Consider the following 14,767-nt stretch of genomic DNA (forward strand, 5'->3'; position numbering starts at 1 on the left):
ACCGAGTCTTCGAAAGGCGGCATCGTGATCGTAGTGACCGGCGCGACCGGCAACGTCGGCCGTGCCCTAGTCGACCGTCTCCTCGCCGCGGGACGGCCCGTGCGGGCGCTGACCCGTGACCCGCAGCGGGCCGTACTGCCCGAGGGCGCCGAGGTGGTGCGGTTCCAGCCGGACGACCCGGCCGCCCTGTTCGACGGGGCGAGCGCCCTCTACCTGTACGCCCAGGCCACCACGCCCGCGCTGCTGGAGGCGGCCCGCACGCACGGGGTGCGGCATGTCGTCCTGCTCTCCAGCAGCATCATCCAGGAGGGCGCCGACGAGACCCACCCCATCCACGTCATGCACGCCACCGCGGAACGGCAGATCCGCGACAGCGGGCTCGCCTGGACCTTCCTGCGCCCAGGCGCCTTCGCCACCAACGCCCTCGCGTGGGCCCCGCAGATCCGCGCCGGGAACACCGTCCGCGGCATCTACCCGGACGGTCTGTCCGCACCCATCCACGAGGACGACATCGCGGCCGTCGCCGAACGGGCCCTGCTCGACGCCGGCCACGAGGGCGCCGTCCATCGGCTGACCGGACCCGCGGCGACCAGCAACGCCGAGCAGGTCGCGGCCATCGGGGCGGCCGTGGGCCGGGAGCTGGCCTTCGTGGAGGGGGACCCGCGCGAGGTGGCCCCGGAGCTGTTCCCGGACCTGCCGCCACAGATGCTCCAGCGGCTGCTGCAGACCTTCGCGGACACCGTCGGCGTGCCCCCGGAGATCACCGACACGGTGGGCAAGCTGACCGGTGCCCCGGCCCGCACCTTCGCCGAGTGGGCCCGCGACCACGTCGGGGACTTCGGCGGACAGGCATAATCCCAACGCATTTTCCCCGCACGGCAGTACCCACTTTCGGGTTCTGATCGTCGGTCTTTCGGGACACACGGGCTGCTTCCCGTACAAGCTGGATGTCCACCCATAAGCCGGAAGCACACCGGTGCCGGACACGCCCGAAGGGCAGCCCATGAGCGGAGGACAGCCGATGCGCGGTGCCGACCCGCTGCCCGTCCCGCCCCTCGCCTCGGGCCCCGGCGGCCCCCGCGCCGCCGGGGCCCTCGCCCCCCTGCTCGACACCGTCCTCGACGCGCTCGCGGCCGGCGGCCGGGCGCGCGGCGGGCCGCCGCCCGCCGGGGCCCCGGGTCGATCGCCGCGCGCGTCGCCGACGTACTGGGCGACGTCCTGCCCGACCACGGCGACCCGGACGCCCTGCGCGCCCTCGTGCACGCCCTCGCCGAGGGCGCCGCAGACCCCGCGGACCCGCTCTGCGCGGCCCATCTGCACTGCCCGCCGCTCGCCGTGGCCGCCGCCGCCGACCTCGCGGTGAGCGTCCTCAACCCGTCCCTGGACTCCTGGGACCAGGCCCCGGCCGCCTCCGCCCTGGAGGCCGCGGTCACCCGCGCGCTCGCCCACGCCGCCGGTCTCGCCGACGCCCTGGTCACCACCGGTGGCACCGAGTCCAACCAACTCGCCCTGCTGCTCGCCCGCGAGACCCGCGGCGCCGGCGTCCGGCTGGTCTGCGGGGCGAACGCCCACCACTCGCTGACGCGCGCCGCCTGGCTGCTCGGCCTGCCCGACCCGGTCGTCGTCCCCGCCCCGAGCGGCATCCTCGACCCGGCCGTCCTGGACGAGGCCCTCACCACGCTCCCCGGTCCGCTGCTCGTCGCCGCCACCGCCGGCACCACCGACGCCGGCCTCATCGACCCGCTGCCCGAGATCGCGGGCCTGTGCGCCGCCCACGGCGCCCGGCTGCACATCGACGCCGCCTACGGCGGAGGCCTGCTGTTCAGCGACCGCCACCGCGAGCGGCTCGCCGGACTCGAGGCCGCCCACACCGTCACCCTCGACCTGCACAAGCTCGGCTGGCAGCCGGTCGCCGCCGGCCTCCTCGCCGTCGCCCGCCCCGCCGAACTCGCCGTACTCCACCACGGCGCCGACTACCTGAACGCCGACGACGACACCGAGGCCGGATTCCCCGACCTGCTCGGCCGCTCCCTGCGCACCACGCGCCGCCCCGACATCCTCAAGATCGCCGTCACCCTGAAGACCCTGGGCCGCACCGGACTCGGCGCCCTGGTCGACCGGGTCTGCGCCCACGCGCGCGAGTTCGCCGCCCTGGTCGACGGGCATCCCGGTTTCGAGCTGTACGACCGGCCCGTGATCAGCACGGTGCTGTTCCGGCCCGCGGGCGCCGGCGACGACGCCGTGGCCGCCGTACGCCGCCGGCTGCTGCACGAGGGCCGGGCCGTCCTCGGGCGGGCCCGGCCCGACGGCCGGCTCTGGCTCAAGGCCACCCTCCTGAACCCCCACATCCGGCCGGACGACCTGGCCCGGCTGCTGAAACTCGCAGAAGAAGGCACCCCCGTATGACCAACCCCGCGCAGCACGAGTCCGCGTCCCCCCGCGACCTGGTCGGTATCGGCATCGGACCGTGCAACCTCTCCCTGGCCGCCCTCGCCGACCCGCTCGCCGAACTCGACGCCGTCTTCTACGAACAGCGCCCCGGTTTCGACTGGCACCCCGGCCTGCTCATCAAGGGCGCCACCATCCAGGTGCCCTTCCTCGCCGACCTGGTGACCCTCGCCGATCCGACCAGCCCCTGGAGCTTCCCGAACTACCTGAGGACCCGCGAGCGGCTCTTCCCCTTCTACTTCGCCGAGCGCTTCCACATCCAGCGCGCCGAGTACGACGCCTACTGCCGCTGGGTCGCCCAGAGCCTGCCCGGGCTGCACTTCCACCACCAGGTCGACTCGGTGCGCTGGAACCCCGAACAGGACGTGTTCGAGGTCGACTTCACCCAGCTCGACGCCGACGGCGAGGTCCAGGCCCTGGGCCGTACCCACACCCGCAACATCGTCCTCGGCGTCGGCACCGCCCCCCATGTCCCCGACCCGCTCAGGCCCCTGGTGGACGCGCCCGGCGTGCCCGTCATCCACGCCGCCGACTATCTCGACCACCGCGACAGCCTGCTCGCCGCCGAGCACGTCACGGTCGTGGGCTCCGGGCAGTCCGGCGCCGAGGTCTTCCTCGACCTGCTCCGCCACCGCCCGGAAGGCCGCGAGAGGCTGCACTGGATCGGCCGCAGCGAGGCGTTCTCGCCGATGGAGTACTCCAAGCTCGGCCTGGAGCACTTCACCCCCGACTACACGCGCTATTTCCACGCCCTCGCCGAGCCCGTCCGCGACCGGCTGACCGCCGCCCAGTGGCAGCTGCACAAGGGCATCGACGCGGGCACCCTGGCCGCCATCCACGACGAGCTGTACCGGCGCGCTCTCGGCGGCTGGCCCGACGCCGTCCTCACCCCCGGCGTCCGGGTCCGCACGGCCGGCCGGATCGCCACCACCAAGGTCGAACTGCACCTGGAGCACCTCCAGCAGGGCAGCCGCTCCCGGCTCACCACCAGCGCCGTCGTCCTCGCCACCGGCTACCGCGAGCGCCCGCTCGACCGCATCCTCGCCGGGCTCGACCCCTACATGCGCCGCGACAGCAGCGAACGCCCGCGCATCGACGAGGAGTTCCGGCTCGTCCTCGACCCCTCGGTCATCGGCTCGGTCTACGTCCAGAACGCTGAGCTGCACACTCATGGCGTCGGCGCCCCCGACCTCGGCCTCGCCGCCTGGCGCAGCGCCACCATCCTCAACTCGCTCACGGGGAAGAGCCCTTACCCGCTGCCCGCCCGGACCGCCTTCACCACCTTCGGACTTCAGGACGCCCTGCCCCTGGTTCGGCCGGCCCGCCAGGCTCCCCGGCAGCTGACGCCTCTCGCCGACGGACGGTGAGAAGCGTGCAAGGCCGGAAGAACCGCGCCGTCGGCAGTGTTGGCGCATTCCATGACCACGACTTGGATCGCCGCCCACCGCACCGCCGTCATCGACCCCCACGAGGCCTTCGCCCTGTTCCCGAGCCGGGGTTTCGCCGATCAGACCGTACGGCAGACCCTGCGGCTGGCCGGCGGGGGTGAGGCGGTACGGATCACCCTCAGCAACCGATATGGCAAGGAGCCCCTGGAGATCGGCGGCGCGCACCTGCGCACCGACGAGGCCGGCACCCCGCTCACCTTCGACGGCGCCGCCCACGTCATCGTCCCCGCCGGCGGCGAACTGATCTCCGACCCGGTCGAGCGGCCCGTCACCGCGGGCCAGGTGCTCACGGTGAGCCTCTACCTGCCGGGTGACACCGGCCTGACCACCTTCTCCGCGGTGCCGTACGACATCGGCCACGCGGCCCCCGGCGACCAGCTGACCGCGGCGACCCTGCGGGACGCCGAGGAGGTGCCCACCGGCCACTTCGGGATCGGAGCCGACGTCCGCGCGCCCGAGGACACCCGGATCACGGTCGCCTTCGGGGACTCCTGGATCGAGGGCGCGGCCACCACGCCGGGCCTCGACAACAGTTTCCCCGCCCAGCTCGGCCGCCGTCTGGACCGCGGCTGGATCGTCAACCAGGGCATCTCCGGCAACCGCCTGCTCACCGACGAGATCGGCGAACGCCTCCTCGCCCGCGTCGACCGGGACGTCCTCGCGGTGCCGGGCGTCAGCCACGTCCTGATCCACATCGGCCTCAACGACCTCGGTCTGCCCGGCCACATCGCCTTCCCCGAGCCCGGAGAGCCGCCCACGGCCGATGCGTTCATCGCCGGGCTCACGGCTCTCGCCGACCGGCTGCACGCCGCCGGACTGACCGTCGTCGGCTCCACCATCGGCCCGTACCGCGGCACGGTCTACGACGGCTACGACAGCGAGTCCGGGCAGGCCGTACGGAGCGCGGTGAACGCCTGGCTGCTGAGCGGCGAGCACCCCTTCGACGGCATCGTGGACGTCGCGGCGGCCGTCGCGGATCCGGCCGAACCCAGCCGGATCCGAGAGGAGTTCAACAGCGGCGACGGCCTGCACGTCAACGACGCCGGCGCGAAGGCCATCGCCGACGCCGTCGACCTGTCACTGCTGGCCATCAGCCGATGACACGCGTAGATTCCGGCCTGACCACGCATGTCTCGTTCCGCCGGGCTTTCCGGGAGGGGAATTCGCTCATCGGAGCGAGTGACCGCACAATTCAACACTTGTCAACAACCCTTTACTCAAAGGTTGTTGAGTGGTCATGTGAGGCCGATTCTCTACCGGCGGGTAAGGCCTAGGCTCGACGTATGCGCCGAGCAAAGATCGTCTGTACTCTGGGGCCCGCCACCGACTCGTACGACCAGATCAAGGCACTGGTCGACGCCGGAATGGACGTCGCCCGGTTCAATCTCAGCCACGGCACTCATGCCGAACACGAGGAGCGTTACCGGCGGGTGCGCAAGGCCGCCGATGAAACCGGCCGCAGCGTCGGCATTCTCGCCGACCTTCAAGGTCCGAAGATCCGGCTCGGCCACTTCGGCGAAGGCCCCGTACTCCTTGAACGCGGTGACGAGTTCACCATCACCGTCGAGGAGGGCGTCGAGGGCGACCGCCACCGGTGCGGCACCACCTACGCCGGCCTCGCCGCCGACGTCACCCCCGGTGAGCGCGTCCTCGTGGACGACGGCAAGGTCTGTCTGGAGGTCACCGCCGTCGACGGCCCGCGTGTGCACACCCGGGTGGTCGAGGGCGGCATGATCTCCGACCACAAGGGCCTGAACCTCCCAGGTGTGGCCGTCTCCGTCCCCGCCCTGTCCGAGAAGGACGAGGACGACCTGCGCTGGGCCCTGCGCACCGGCTTCGACGTCATCGCCCTGTCCTTCGTGCGCAGCGGCAAGGACGCGGAGGACGTGCGGCGCATCATGGCCGAGGAGGGCCGCCGCCTGCCGGTGATCGCCAAGGTCGAGAAGCCGCAGGCCGTGGAGAACCTGGACGGCATCGTGGCCGCCTTCGACGGCATCATGGTCGCGCGCGGCGACCTGGGCGTGGAGATGCCGCTGGAGCAGGTGCCGATCGTGCAGAAGCGCGCGGTCAAGCTCGCCAGGCGCAACGCCAAGCCGGTCATCGTCGCCACCCAGATGCTGGACTCGATGATCGAGAACTCCCGCCCGACCCGCGCCGAGGCCTCCGACGTGGCCAACGCGGTCCTCGACGGCACGGACGCGGTGATGCTCTCCGGCGAGACCAGCGTCGGCAAGTACCCGGTCGAGACCGTGCGCACCATGGCGAAGATCGTCGAGGCGGCCGAGGAGGGCATGCTCGCCGCGGGCCTGCCCCCGCTGACCGAGCGGAACAAGCCCCGCACCCAGGGCGGCGCGGTCGCCCGGGCCGCCGCCGAGATGGGAGACTTCCTCGGCGCCAGGTTCCTGGTGGCCTTCACCCAGTCGGGAGACACCGCCCGCCGGCTCTCCCGCTACCGCTCGCCGATCCCGCTGCTCGCCTTCACCCCGGAGCAGGCCACCCGCTCCCAGCTCAGCCTCACCTGGGGTGCTGAGACCTTCCTCGGTCCGCACGTGGACTCCACCGACGCCATGGTCGACCAGGTGGACGAGCTGCTGCTGAAGTATGGCCGCTGCGAGAAGGGCGACGTCGTGGTGATCACGGCCGGCTCCCCGCCCGGGGTCTCCGGCTCGACCAACATGGTCCGGGTGCACCACATCGGCGAGGACGACAGCCCGAAGTAATCAGAACAGGGCCCCTCAGCGCGAGGGGCCCCTTTTGCATACTTCTCTTTTGCGTGTCTTTGGTGACCTTGGATTACAAGGAAAAGTGCCCCGGGTCGGACTCGAACCGACACTGTACGGGTTTTGAATCCGTTGCCTGCTGCCAATTGGGCTACCGGGGCTCGCAGAATCCAAGGTTTCCCCCGACCCTCCGCGCGTCCACCATACCGTAGCTAGGTAGGCTCTTGTCAGCAGTACCCCTGCCCTGAACGAGGAGCCCCCGTGACCGCCGAGTCGCCCCAGCCCGTAGACGCGCCCGACGACGACAAGTCGCACGTGCCTCCGCTGACGACCCGTGTCGTCATCGCCGAGGACGAGGCCCTGATCCGGCTCGACCTGAAAGAGATGCTGGAGGAAGAGGGGTACACGGTCGTCGGCGAGGCCGGGGACGGCGAGCAGGCCGTCGAGCTGGCCCGCGAGCACAAGCCGGACCTGGTCATCCTGGACGTGAAGATGCCCAAGCTGGACGGCATCTCCGCGGCCGAGAAGATCGCCGAGGAGTCCATCGCCCCGGTCCTGATGCTCACCGCCTTCTCCCAGCGCGACCTCGTGGAGCGTGCCCGGGACGCCGGTGCCATGGCGTACCTGGTGAAGCCGTTCAGCAAGAGCGACGTCGTCCCGGCCATCGAGATGGCCGTCTCCCGCTTCACCGAGCTGAAGCAGCTGGAGCAGGAGGTCGCCGACCTCACCCAGCGTCTGGAGACCCGCAAGCTGGTCGACCGGGCGAAGTCCATCCTCCAGACCGAGTACGGCCTGACCGAGCCGGCCGCCTTCCGCTGGATCCAGAAGACCTCCATGGACCGCCGCATGTCGATGCAGCAGGTCGCCGAGGCGGTCATCGCGGACAGCGAGGAGAAGAAGGCGGGCAAGAAGGGCTGAGCGTTCCCGCGCCCCGCAAGGGGCGCGGGAAACCCCCTCGGTTCAGTCCTCGCCCAGGTACGCCTTGCGCACGGACTCGTCGTGCAGCAGGTTCTGCCCCGTGCCGGACAGGGCGATCGTGCCGACCTCCATGACATGCCCCTGGTCGGCCAGTGACAGCGCGGCCTGGGCGTTCTGCTCGACCAGCAGGATCGTCGTGCCCTGGGACTTCAGCTCGGCGATCGTCGCCATGATCTTCTGCATCATGATCGGCGACAGACCCATCGACGGCTCGTCCAGCATCAGCAGCTTCGGCTGGGACATCAGCGCCCTGCCCATCGCCAGCATCTGCTGCTCACCGCCGGAGAGGGTGCCCGCGGCCTGCTTCCTGCGCTCCCCGAGGATGGGGAAGAGGTCGTAGGCGCGCTGGATGTCCTTCTCGATGCCCGGCTTGTCGCTGCGCAGGAACGCCCCGAGGCGCAGATTGTCCTCGATGGTCATGCGCGGGAAGATGTGCCGCCCCTCGGGGGAGTGGGCGAGCCCCAGCGCGACGATCTGGTGGGCCGGGACCTTCTTCAGCGACTTGCCGCCGAACCGGATCTGCCCGCCGACCGGCTTCAGCAGACCGGACAGCGTGCGCAGGGTGGTGGTCTTGCCGGCCCCGTTGGTGCCGATGAGGGTGACCACCTGACCGGCCTCGACCGTGAAGGAGATGCCCTTGACGGCCTCGATCTTGCCGTAGGCGACCCTCAGGTCCTCGACTTCGAGCAGTGCGGTCATCGGTCGTTCTCCTTGCCGGGCGCGGCGTCGGTCGTGTTCTCGGTGTCCGCCTCGGCCGCCTCTGCCTGTGCCTCGGCGGCCTCGACCTCGGCCACCTCCTCGTCGCCGGGCGCGTCCTCGAAGGGTTCGCCGAGGTAGGCCGCGATCACACGCTCGTCGCCCTGGACGGTCGCGCTGTCGCCCTCGACCAGCTTCTCGCCCTGCACCAGGACGGCCACCCGGTCGCAGAGGTTGAAGATGAAGCGCATGTCGTGCTCGATGACGAGGACGGCGATCCCCTGGTCCCGGATGGCGAAGACCAGTTCCTCGGTGGCCCGGGTCTCCTGCGGGTTCATGCCGGCCGTCGGCTCGTCGAGCAGCAGCAGACCGGGCTCGCTGGCCAGGGCGCGGGCGATCTCCAGCTTGCGCTGCTCGCCGTAGGGGAGGTTGCGGGCGAGGTGCTCGGCCTTGCTCTCCAGGCCCACGAACCGCAGCAGTTCCAGGGCCCGTTCGCGGGAGGCCGCCTCGGCGCGGTGGAATCCCGGGCCGCGCAGCAGCGCCGACCACAGGCCCTCCTTGGTGCGGGTGTGCCGGCCGACGAGGACGTTCTCCAGCACGGTCATGTTCGCGAACAGCCGGATGTTCTGGAAGGTCCGGGCGATGCCGGCCGCGGTGACCTTGAAGGACTTCGGCGGCAGCACCTGGCCCTGGTAGCGGACCTCGCCTTCGGTGGGCACGTACAGGCCGGTCAGGCAGTTGAAGAAGGTCGTCTTCCCGGCGCCGTTGGGGCCGATCAGGCCGACGATCTCGCCGCTGTTCACGGTCAGGTCCACATTGCGTACGGCGGTCAGGCCGCCGAAGCGCATGGTCACGCCGCGGGCGTCGAGGACGGCCTCGCCGGGGGCGGAGGCGCCGGGGGCGGTGCCCTGGGTGGTGGTGTCGGTGGTCATCGTGGTCAGGCCCCTGCCTTGGTGAGGACGGCGGGCGCGTCGGCCTCTTCGTGGAACTCGAGCTGGCGGCGCCGGTTGGGGATGAGACCCTCCGGGCGGAAGCGCATCAGCAGGATGAGGGTGACGCCGAAGGCGAAGAGCTGGTAGTCGCCCAGGAACTGGAGCTTGGCCGGGATCAGGTACAGCAGGGACGCGCCGACCAGCGGACCGGAGATGGTGCCCATGCCGCCGAGGACCACCGCGGCCAGCAGGAAGGCCGAGTTGGGCGGCACGGCGTAGGCGAACTGGTACTGCTCCGGGGTCACCGTGTAGGTGACGTGGCCCTGGACGGAGCCGGAGAGCCCGGCCAGGCAGGCGCCGAGCGCGAAGGCGATGAGCTTGACCCGGAAGCCGTTGATGCCCATGGCGAGCGCGGCGGTCTCGTCCTCGCGGATGGCGACCCAGGCGCGGCCGATGCGCGAGTCGCTGCTGCGCCGGAACACGACGACCACGATGAGCGTGATGACCAGCATCAGCAGCAGGTAGTTGGCGAACCTGCCGATGGTGGAGCCGAGGATCTGGTGCTCCTGGCCGAAGTCGAAGCCGAGGATGTTCAGGTTCGGGATCGAGGAGATGCCGTTGGAGCCGTTGGTGACGTCCGGGCCCGAGGTGCCGTCCATGTTGAGGACGGTGATCCGGAAGATCTCACCGAAGCCGAGCGTCACGATGGCCAGGTAGTCGCCGCGCAGCCGCAGGGTCGGGGCGCCGATGATGACGCCGAAGACCATGGCGACGACCGCGCCGAGCAGCGCCGAGGCCCAGAACGGCCAGTGCACGTGCAGCGGCGAGGACGGCGAGCCGGAGACCAGGGCCGCGGTGTAGGCGCCGACACCGAGGAAGGCGACGTATCCGAGGTCGAGGAGGCCGGCGAGGCCGACGACGATGTTCAGGCCCAGCGCGACGGTCGCGAAGATCAGGATGTAGACGCCGATCGTCGCGTACTGGTCGTTGGACTGGGTGAACGGGAAGGCCGCGGCGGCGACGAAGGCGCCGGTCATGGTGATGTTCCGGTGCTTCGTGGTGATTGCCGAGACGCGGGCCACGAGTCCGGCCTTGGAGAGCGCGGCGAAACCGAAGCCGGCGATGATCAGGAAGCCGACGAACAGTTCGTCGTACGGCGTGCCGACGCCGTAGCTGAAGACGATCAGGCCCACGGCCATGGCCGCGATGATGACGAGGATCTCGGCCCAGGAGGGCAGCGGGCGGGCCGGCGCCGGGGCCTCGCTCGCGAAGGCCGCGCGGAACGTGTTCCAGTTCTGCCGGGCGTTGTGCCTGAACAGCTCCCAGCCGGTGTCGTCCGGGTCGACCGGGTCCGGCTCCGGCCGCGTGAACGGCAGGGCCAGCGCGCCGAGCAGGGCGACGAGCGTGGCGACGGCGACGACGAAGCCGCCCGGGTCCAGGTTCACCAGGCCGCCCAGCTCCGCGCTGATGGCGATGACGGTGTACCAGGCGGTGCCGAAGGTGCCGAGTGCGGCCATCTTCAGCGCGGCGTCCGCGTTGCCGGGCGTCAGGTGGCCGAGGCCCTTGACGCCGTAGGAGGCGAGGCCGAACAAGGTGGTGAGGACGCCGCCGATCAGCACCAGGACCTGCAGGCCGCCCGGGTAGCCGTAGACCGTGAGGTCGCCGGGGAAGTTGGTGGTCCAGGTCCAGGACATGAACGTGGAGACGATGGCGAGGACGCCGCCGCCGGTGGCGAGGGCCCGCCCGAGCGGGGCCGGCAGGCCGATCAGGCCGCGCGGAGCGGCCGCGGGGGTGCTCGAAGCCGCCGTCGTCCCGGGCGACTTGGGGGACTCGGACGGTGTGGTCTGTGTGGTCATCGCTGTCACGCCCTGTCCGCCACGCGCTCGCCGAGCAGGCCCTGCGGCCTGAACAGCAGCACGAGGATGAGGAGTACGAACGCCCAGACGTCTGCCCAGGACTGGCTGCCGAACTTGTCCATGCCGGGGATGTCCGAGATGTAGGCGGTGGACAGGGCCTCGGCCACACCGAGGACGAGACCGCCGAGCATGGCGCCGTAGATGTTGCCGATGCCGCCGAGGACGGCCGCGGTGAAGGCCTTCAGCCCGAGGAGGAAGCCGATCTTGAAGTCGATCTGGCCGTACTTGAGACCGTAGGCGACACCTCCGACGGCCGCGAAGGCGGCACCGAGGGCGAACGCGATCACGATGATGCGGTCGGTGTTGACGCCCATCAGCTTCGCGGTGTCCGGATCCTGGGCGGTGGCCTGCATGCCGCGGCCGGTACGGGTGCGCATCACGAAGTAGGCGAGGAACGCCATGCTGAGCGGGGCCGCGGCCACCAGGAAGATGTCACCGGTCTGGATCGTGACGTTGCCTATGGTGAAGGGGCCGCCCGGAATGGTCGGGAACGTGCGGGCGGACTTCGCCTGCGGGTACCAGGCCCACACCGCCTGCTGCAGCGCCAGGGACAGACCGATGGCGGTGATGAGGGGCGCGAGGCGCGGGGCGGTGCGCAGCGGGCGGTAGGCGAACCGTTCCGCTCCGACGGCGACGGTGACGGAGACGAGGATCGCGCCGATCAGCATCAGCGGCAGGGCGACCCACATCGAGGTGCCGTCGGGAAGGATGTACGCGTAGACCGTGAGTGCGCCGAAGGCGCCGGTCATGAAGATCTCGCCGTGGGCGAAGTTGATGAGCTGGACGATGCCGTAGACCATTGTGTAGCCGATGGCGACCAGCCCGTACATGGATCCTAGGAGCAGGCCGTTGACCAGCTGCTGCGGCAGTTCGTTCACCGCATGTCCTCCGAGATGTTCGGAACGTTCGACGGATGGGGCCGGATGCGAGTCCGCGCGGGGCGCCAGTGGAACAGCGCCCCGCGCGGCTCGGCTGGTGCGGGTGGGGTGGGGTCAGCCGCCGTTGTAGGTGCCGGACTCCACGGCCTTCCAGGCGCCGCTCGTCACGGAGTAGACAGTGAGCTGCTTGTTGGTCGCGTCACCGTACTGGTCGAAGGAGACCTTGCCGGTCACACCGTCGAAGGACACGTTCTGCACCGCGGCGGTGACCTTCGCGCGGGCGTCGGACGGCAGCTTGCCGCCGTTGTCGTCGACGACCTTCTTCACGGCCTCGATGATCGCCCAGGCCGAGTCGTAGGAGTAGCCGCCGTAGGCCGCGTAGTCGTCCTTGTAGCCCCCCGCCTTGTAGTTGGCGACGAAGTCCTTGGCGGAGGCCAGGGTCTCGACCGGCGCGCCGACCGAGGTCGCGAAGTCACCGGTGGCGGCGGGGCCGGCCAGCTTGATGAAGGTGGGGTCGTAGATGCCGTCGCCGCCGATCAGCGGGATGTTGGCGCCGGCGGACTTGATCTGCTTGCTGAGCGGGCCGGCCTGCGGGTACTCGCCGCCGTAATAGACCACCTCGGCACCGGAGTTCTTGACCTTGGTGGCGACCGCGGAGAAGTCCTTGGTGTCGGGGTTGATGTGCTCGGTGCCGACCACCTTTCCGCCGAGTTTCGTGAACTCGTTGGTGAAGGTCTTGGCGAGACCGGCGCCGTAGGTCTTCTTGTCGTCGATGACGAAGACCTTGGTCTTCTTGGCCTTGTTGTAGATGTACTGGGCGGCGAACGGGCCCTGGATGGCGTCCGTGGTCGCGGTGCGGAAGTACGACTTGTACGGGCGCTGCTTGCTGGTCTGCCAGTTGGTGCCCTGGGTCAGGTCCGGGCTGGTGTTGGCGGGTGAGACCTCCACCAGTTTGTTGTCGTCGAAGACCTTCTGCATCGACTGCGCGACGGAGGAGTTCAGCGGGCCGACGACGCCGAGGACGGAGGAGTCGGAGACGAACGCGGAGGCGTTCTGCTGGCCGGAAGAGGGCTGCGCCTGGTCGTCCTTGGCCGAGATCTTGAACGTGATGCCCTTGACGAAGTTCTGCTTGTTGGCCGTGTTCACGGCCAGGTCCACCGAGTTCTTGATACCCAGGCCGAGCGCGGACAGGTCGCCGGTCAGCGGGGCGTCGACACCGATGACGACGGTGTTGCCGCCACCCTTGTCGGAGCCGGAACCCTTGTCGCCGCTGTCGCGCGAGCCGCAGGCGGTGAGGGTGAGTGCTCCCGCTGCCAGCGCGGCGGTGATGGCGATGAGCGAACGTTGACGCACGATCAGTCCTTTCCCCTGGACGACCGTCTCCCGCTGGAAACGGTCGAGCCGCGCGCCTGCCCGAAGTGACAAGCCCAAAAGACAATCCGTCGGCGCGGTGACTGGCGGTGACTCTAAGCGTGTGCAGGGAACGTGGAGGAGACTCTGACCGAGGCTGTGACGCTCTTGTTATGACACGACGTAATGCAGAGCGGTACGCCCTGGGGGGAAGGTCGGAATTCCGCCCGATTCGCTCCGTCCGCATGATGAGAACCCGCAGGATTCACCATGATCAATTCAGGCGTCTCGAGGGTTTTGGTGATGTCATGATCTTGTTGCCGCAGGCGGCTTTCAGTGCCTGGGAGAGGTGTTGCGCGTAGCGCGCGCCGAGGATGTAGCTCTGAATCTGCATTGCACGCGTATTACGCAGAGTTACGTCCAGGAAAGGAAGTCCGGCGTCCTTAGGTACTTTTCCGCATTCCGTCACGTGCATGGTTATGGTGATCTTGCGGTCGGATCCCGCCTTTGTCCGGAAGGGGGTTCGCGGGTCCGTCACCAGCGACAGTCCCGCGTACGGCTGGGTCACCCGGGTCACGGTGACCGGCGGCCCGGACTCCACGCTCAGTAGCACCGCGAAGCTGAAGCTGCGCGGCGGAGCACCGGCCGCGGTGGGCCGTCCGCCCGCGTAGGCGACGTCCACCGCCTGGGCGGGATACGGCGTCGGGGGCGGCGGAGGCGACGGCGGCCGCTGGGGCCGGGTGGCGTAGAGGTAGCCGCCCGCGCCGAGGAGTGCGGCGGCCGTGGCGAGGGCGAGGCTGGCACGGCGGTGGCGGGCGTAACGGGTCACCAGTGCCGTGCGGATCCGCTCTGTGCGGTGGGCAGTTGGGGGTGCCTCCCCGGTGTCCCACGCGTGCGTGCCCTCGCCGGGCTCCAGGGGGCCGATGCCGCTCACTGCCAGGGGCTTTCGCTCGGAGCCCCGTGCCGGTAGCGCCCGTCGCAGGCGGCACTGGCCCGACGGACGATCAACTCATCGGCGGCACTGGTCCCTTGACGCCGTCTCACGGGCCGCGCCGCGTCCACGACGCCCCGCAGGATCTCGTACTCCCCGTTGGACAGCCCCATCGACTGGTAGTCGCCGTAGGTGGTGCCGTCGAGCACCTCGCGCGACCAGTGTGCGACGAGCCGGGCGCACAGGCCGGCGGGGGAAGTGGGGGCGGGGGAGGGCGGGGTGGCGTGAGGGGGGTCCGGGGCGGCGTGGTGTCCGGTGCCGCCGGGCGCGCCGCAGGCCGTTGTCAGCACGAGCGCGCACATCGCCGGCCCGAGCAGCAGGAACCTCGCCCCCGGCCGGGGGTCCCCTCGCCGTCCCATGTCCCGAAGCTAAGGGCCGGGACGGCAGGGGGCAACGGCCCGGGACGAGCC

12 protein-coding genes, 1 tRNA gene and 1 pseudogene are annotated in these 14,767 nt (G+C 70.3%); 6 read left to right on the forward strand and 8 right to left on the reverse strand.

Translation table 11 applies throughout. From position 1 onward, the window contains the following. Positions 1 to 24: 24 nt before the first annotated feature. The 5 genes and pseudogenes from A6P39_RS30680 (at position 25) to pyk (ending at position 6,616) form a co-directional block, all read left to right on the forward strand. Positions 25 to 855: an NAD(P)H-binding protein gene (locus A6P39_RS30680; RefSeq protein ID WP_067042780.1), complete on the forward strand. Its 831-nt coding sequence runs from the start codon at positions 25 to 27 to the stop codon at positions 853 to 855. 166 nt (positions 856 to 1,021) lie between these two features. Beyond that, a pseudogene (locus A6P39_RS30685) lies at positions 1,022 to 2,406 on the forward strand (pyridoxal phosphate-dependent decarboxylase family protein). Continuing rightward, the gene (locus tag A6P39_RS30690) at positions 2,403 to 3,815 is read left to right on the forward strand and encodes a lysine N(6)-hydroxylase/L-ornithine N(5)-oxygenase family protein (protein WP_067042786.1); all 1,413 of its coding nucleotides are present in this window, start codon (positions 2,403 to 2,405) and stop codon (positions 3,813 to 3,815) included. The pseudogene A6P39_RS30685 and the gene A6P39_RS30690 overlap by 4 nt, the downstream one beginning before the upstream one ends. A 51-nt stretch (positions 3,816 to 3,866) precedes the next feature. After that, positions 3,867 to 4,997, forward strand: a complete 1,131-nt coding sequence (locus A6P39_RS30695; protein WP_067042789.1) for a GDSL-type esterase/lipase family protein — start codon at positions 3,867 to 3,869, stop codon at positions 4,995 to 4,997. 182 nt (positions 4,998 to 5,179) lie between these two features. Then, a complete protein-coding gene (pyk, locus tag A6P39_RS30700; RefSeq protein WP_067042792.1) occupies positions 5,180 to 6,616 on the forward strand; it encodes a pyruvate kinase in 1,437 nt (478 codons plus the stop codon). 86 nt (positions 6,617 to 6,702) lie between these two features. On the opposite strand, the gene A6P39_RS30705 is transcribed toward pyk, so the two are convergent. Beyond that, positions 6,703 to 6,777, reverse strand: a tRNA-Leu gene (locus A6P39_RS30705). 100 nt (positions 6,778 to 6,877) lie between these two features. Here A6P39_RS30705 and A6P39_RS30710 point away from each other — a divergent pair. Next, positions 6,878 to 7,534 (forward strand): ANTAR domain-containing response regulator, encoded by a 657-nt coding sequence (locus A6P39_RS30710; protein ID WP_067042795.1) that lies wholly within the window; start codon positions 6,878 to 6,880, stop codon positions 7,532 to 7,534. Between the two features lie 42 nt (positions 7,535 to 7,576). Here A6P39_RS30710 and A6P39_RS30715 read toward each other — a convergent pair whose 3' ends face one another. From A6P39_RS30715 to A6P39_RS30745, 7 genes are all read right to left on the reverse strand, one after another. Then, positions 7,577 to 8,293, reverse strand: coding sequence for an ABC transporter ATP-binding protein (locus tag A6P39_RS30715; RefSeq protein ID WP_067042798.1), 717 nt, complete (start codon positions 8,291 to 8,293; stop codon positions 7,577 to 7,579). Then, complete coding sequence (locus A6P39_RS30720; protein WP_067042802.1) at positions 8,290 to 9,222, reverse strand: ABC transporter ATP-binding protein; 933 nt, start codon at positions 9,220 to 9,222, stop codon at positions 8,290 to 8,292. Before A6P39_RS30720 ends, A6P39_RS30715 begins: the two co-directional genes overlap by 4 nt. A gap of 5 nt (positions 9,223 to 9,227) precedes the next feature. Next, complete coding sequence (locus A6P39_RS30725; RefSeq protein WP_067042805.1) at positions 9,228 to 11,078, reverse strand: branched-chain amino acid ABC transporter permease; 1,851 nt, start codon at positions 11,076 to 11,078, stop codon at positions 9,228 to 9,230. A 5-nt stretch (positions 11,079 to 11,083) separates the two neighbouring features. Further along, positions 11,084 to 12,016 carry a branched-chain amino acid ABC transporter permease gene (locus tag A6P39_RS30730; protein ID WP_067042808.1) on the reverse strand — a complete coding sequence of 311 codons (933 nt, stop codon included), beginning with the start codon at positions 12,014 to 12,016 and terminating at the stop codon, positions 11,084 to 11,086. A gap of 114 nt (positions 12,017 to 12,130) precedes the next feature. Beyond that, positions 12,131 to 13,369 (reverse strand): branched-chain amino acid ABC transporter substrate-binding protein, encoded by a 1,239-nt coding sequence (locus A6P39_RS30735; RefSeq protein WP_067042811.1) that lies wholly within the window; start codon positions 13,367 to 13,369, stop codon positions 12,131 to 12,133. 271 nt (positions 13,370 to 13,640) lie between these two features. Further along, entirely contained in the window at positions 13,641 to 14,300 is a 660-nt protein-coding gene (locus A6P39_RS30740; protein ID WP_079133246.1) for a Tat pathway signal sequence domain protein, read from the reverse strand. Continuing rightward, positions 14,297 to 14,716, reverse strand: coding sequence for a hypothetical protein (locus A6P39_RS30745; protein WP_234378802.1), 420 nt, complete (start codon positions 14,714 to 14,716; stop codon positions 14,297 to 14,299). The genes A6P39_RS30740 and A6P39_RS30745 overlap by 4 nt, the downstream gene beginning before the upstream one ends. Positions 14,717 to 14,767 lie beyond the last annotated feature (51 nt).

The sequence above is a fragment of the Streptomyces sp. FXJ1.172 genome, assembly GCF_001636945.3.
Lineage (GTDB): Bacteria > Actinomycetota > Actinomycetes > Streptomycetales > Streptomycetaceae > Streptomyces.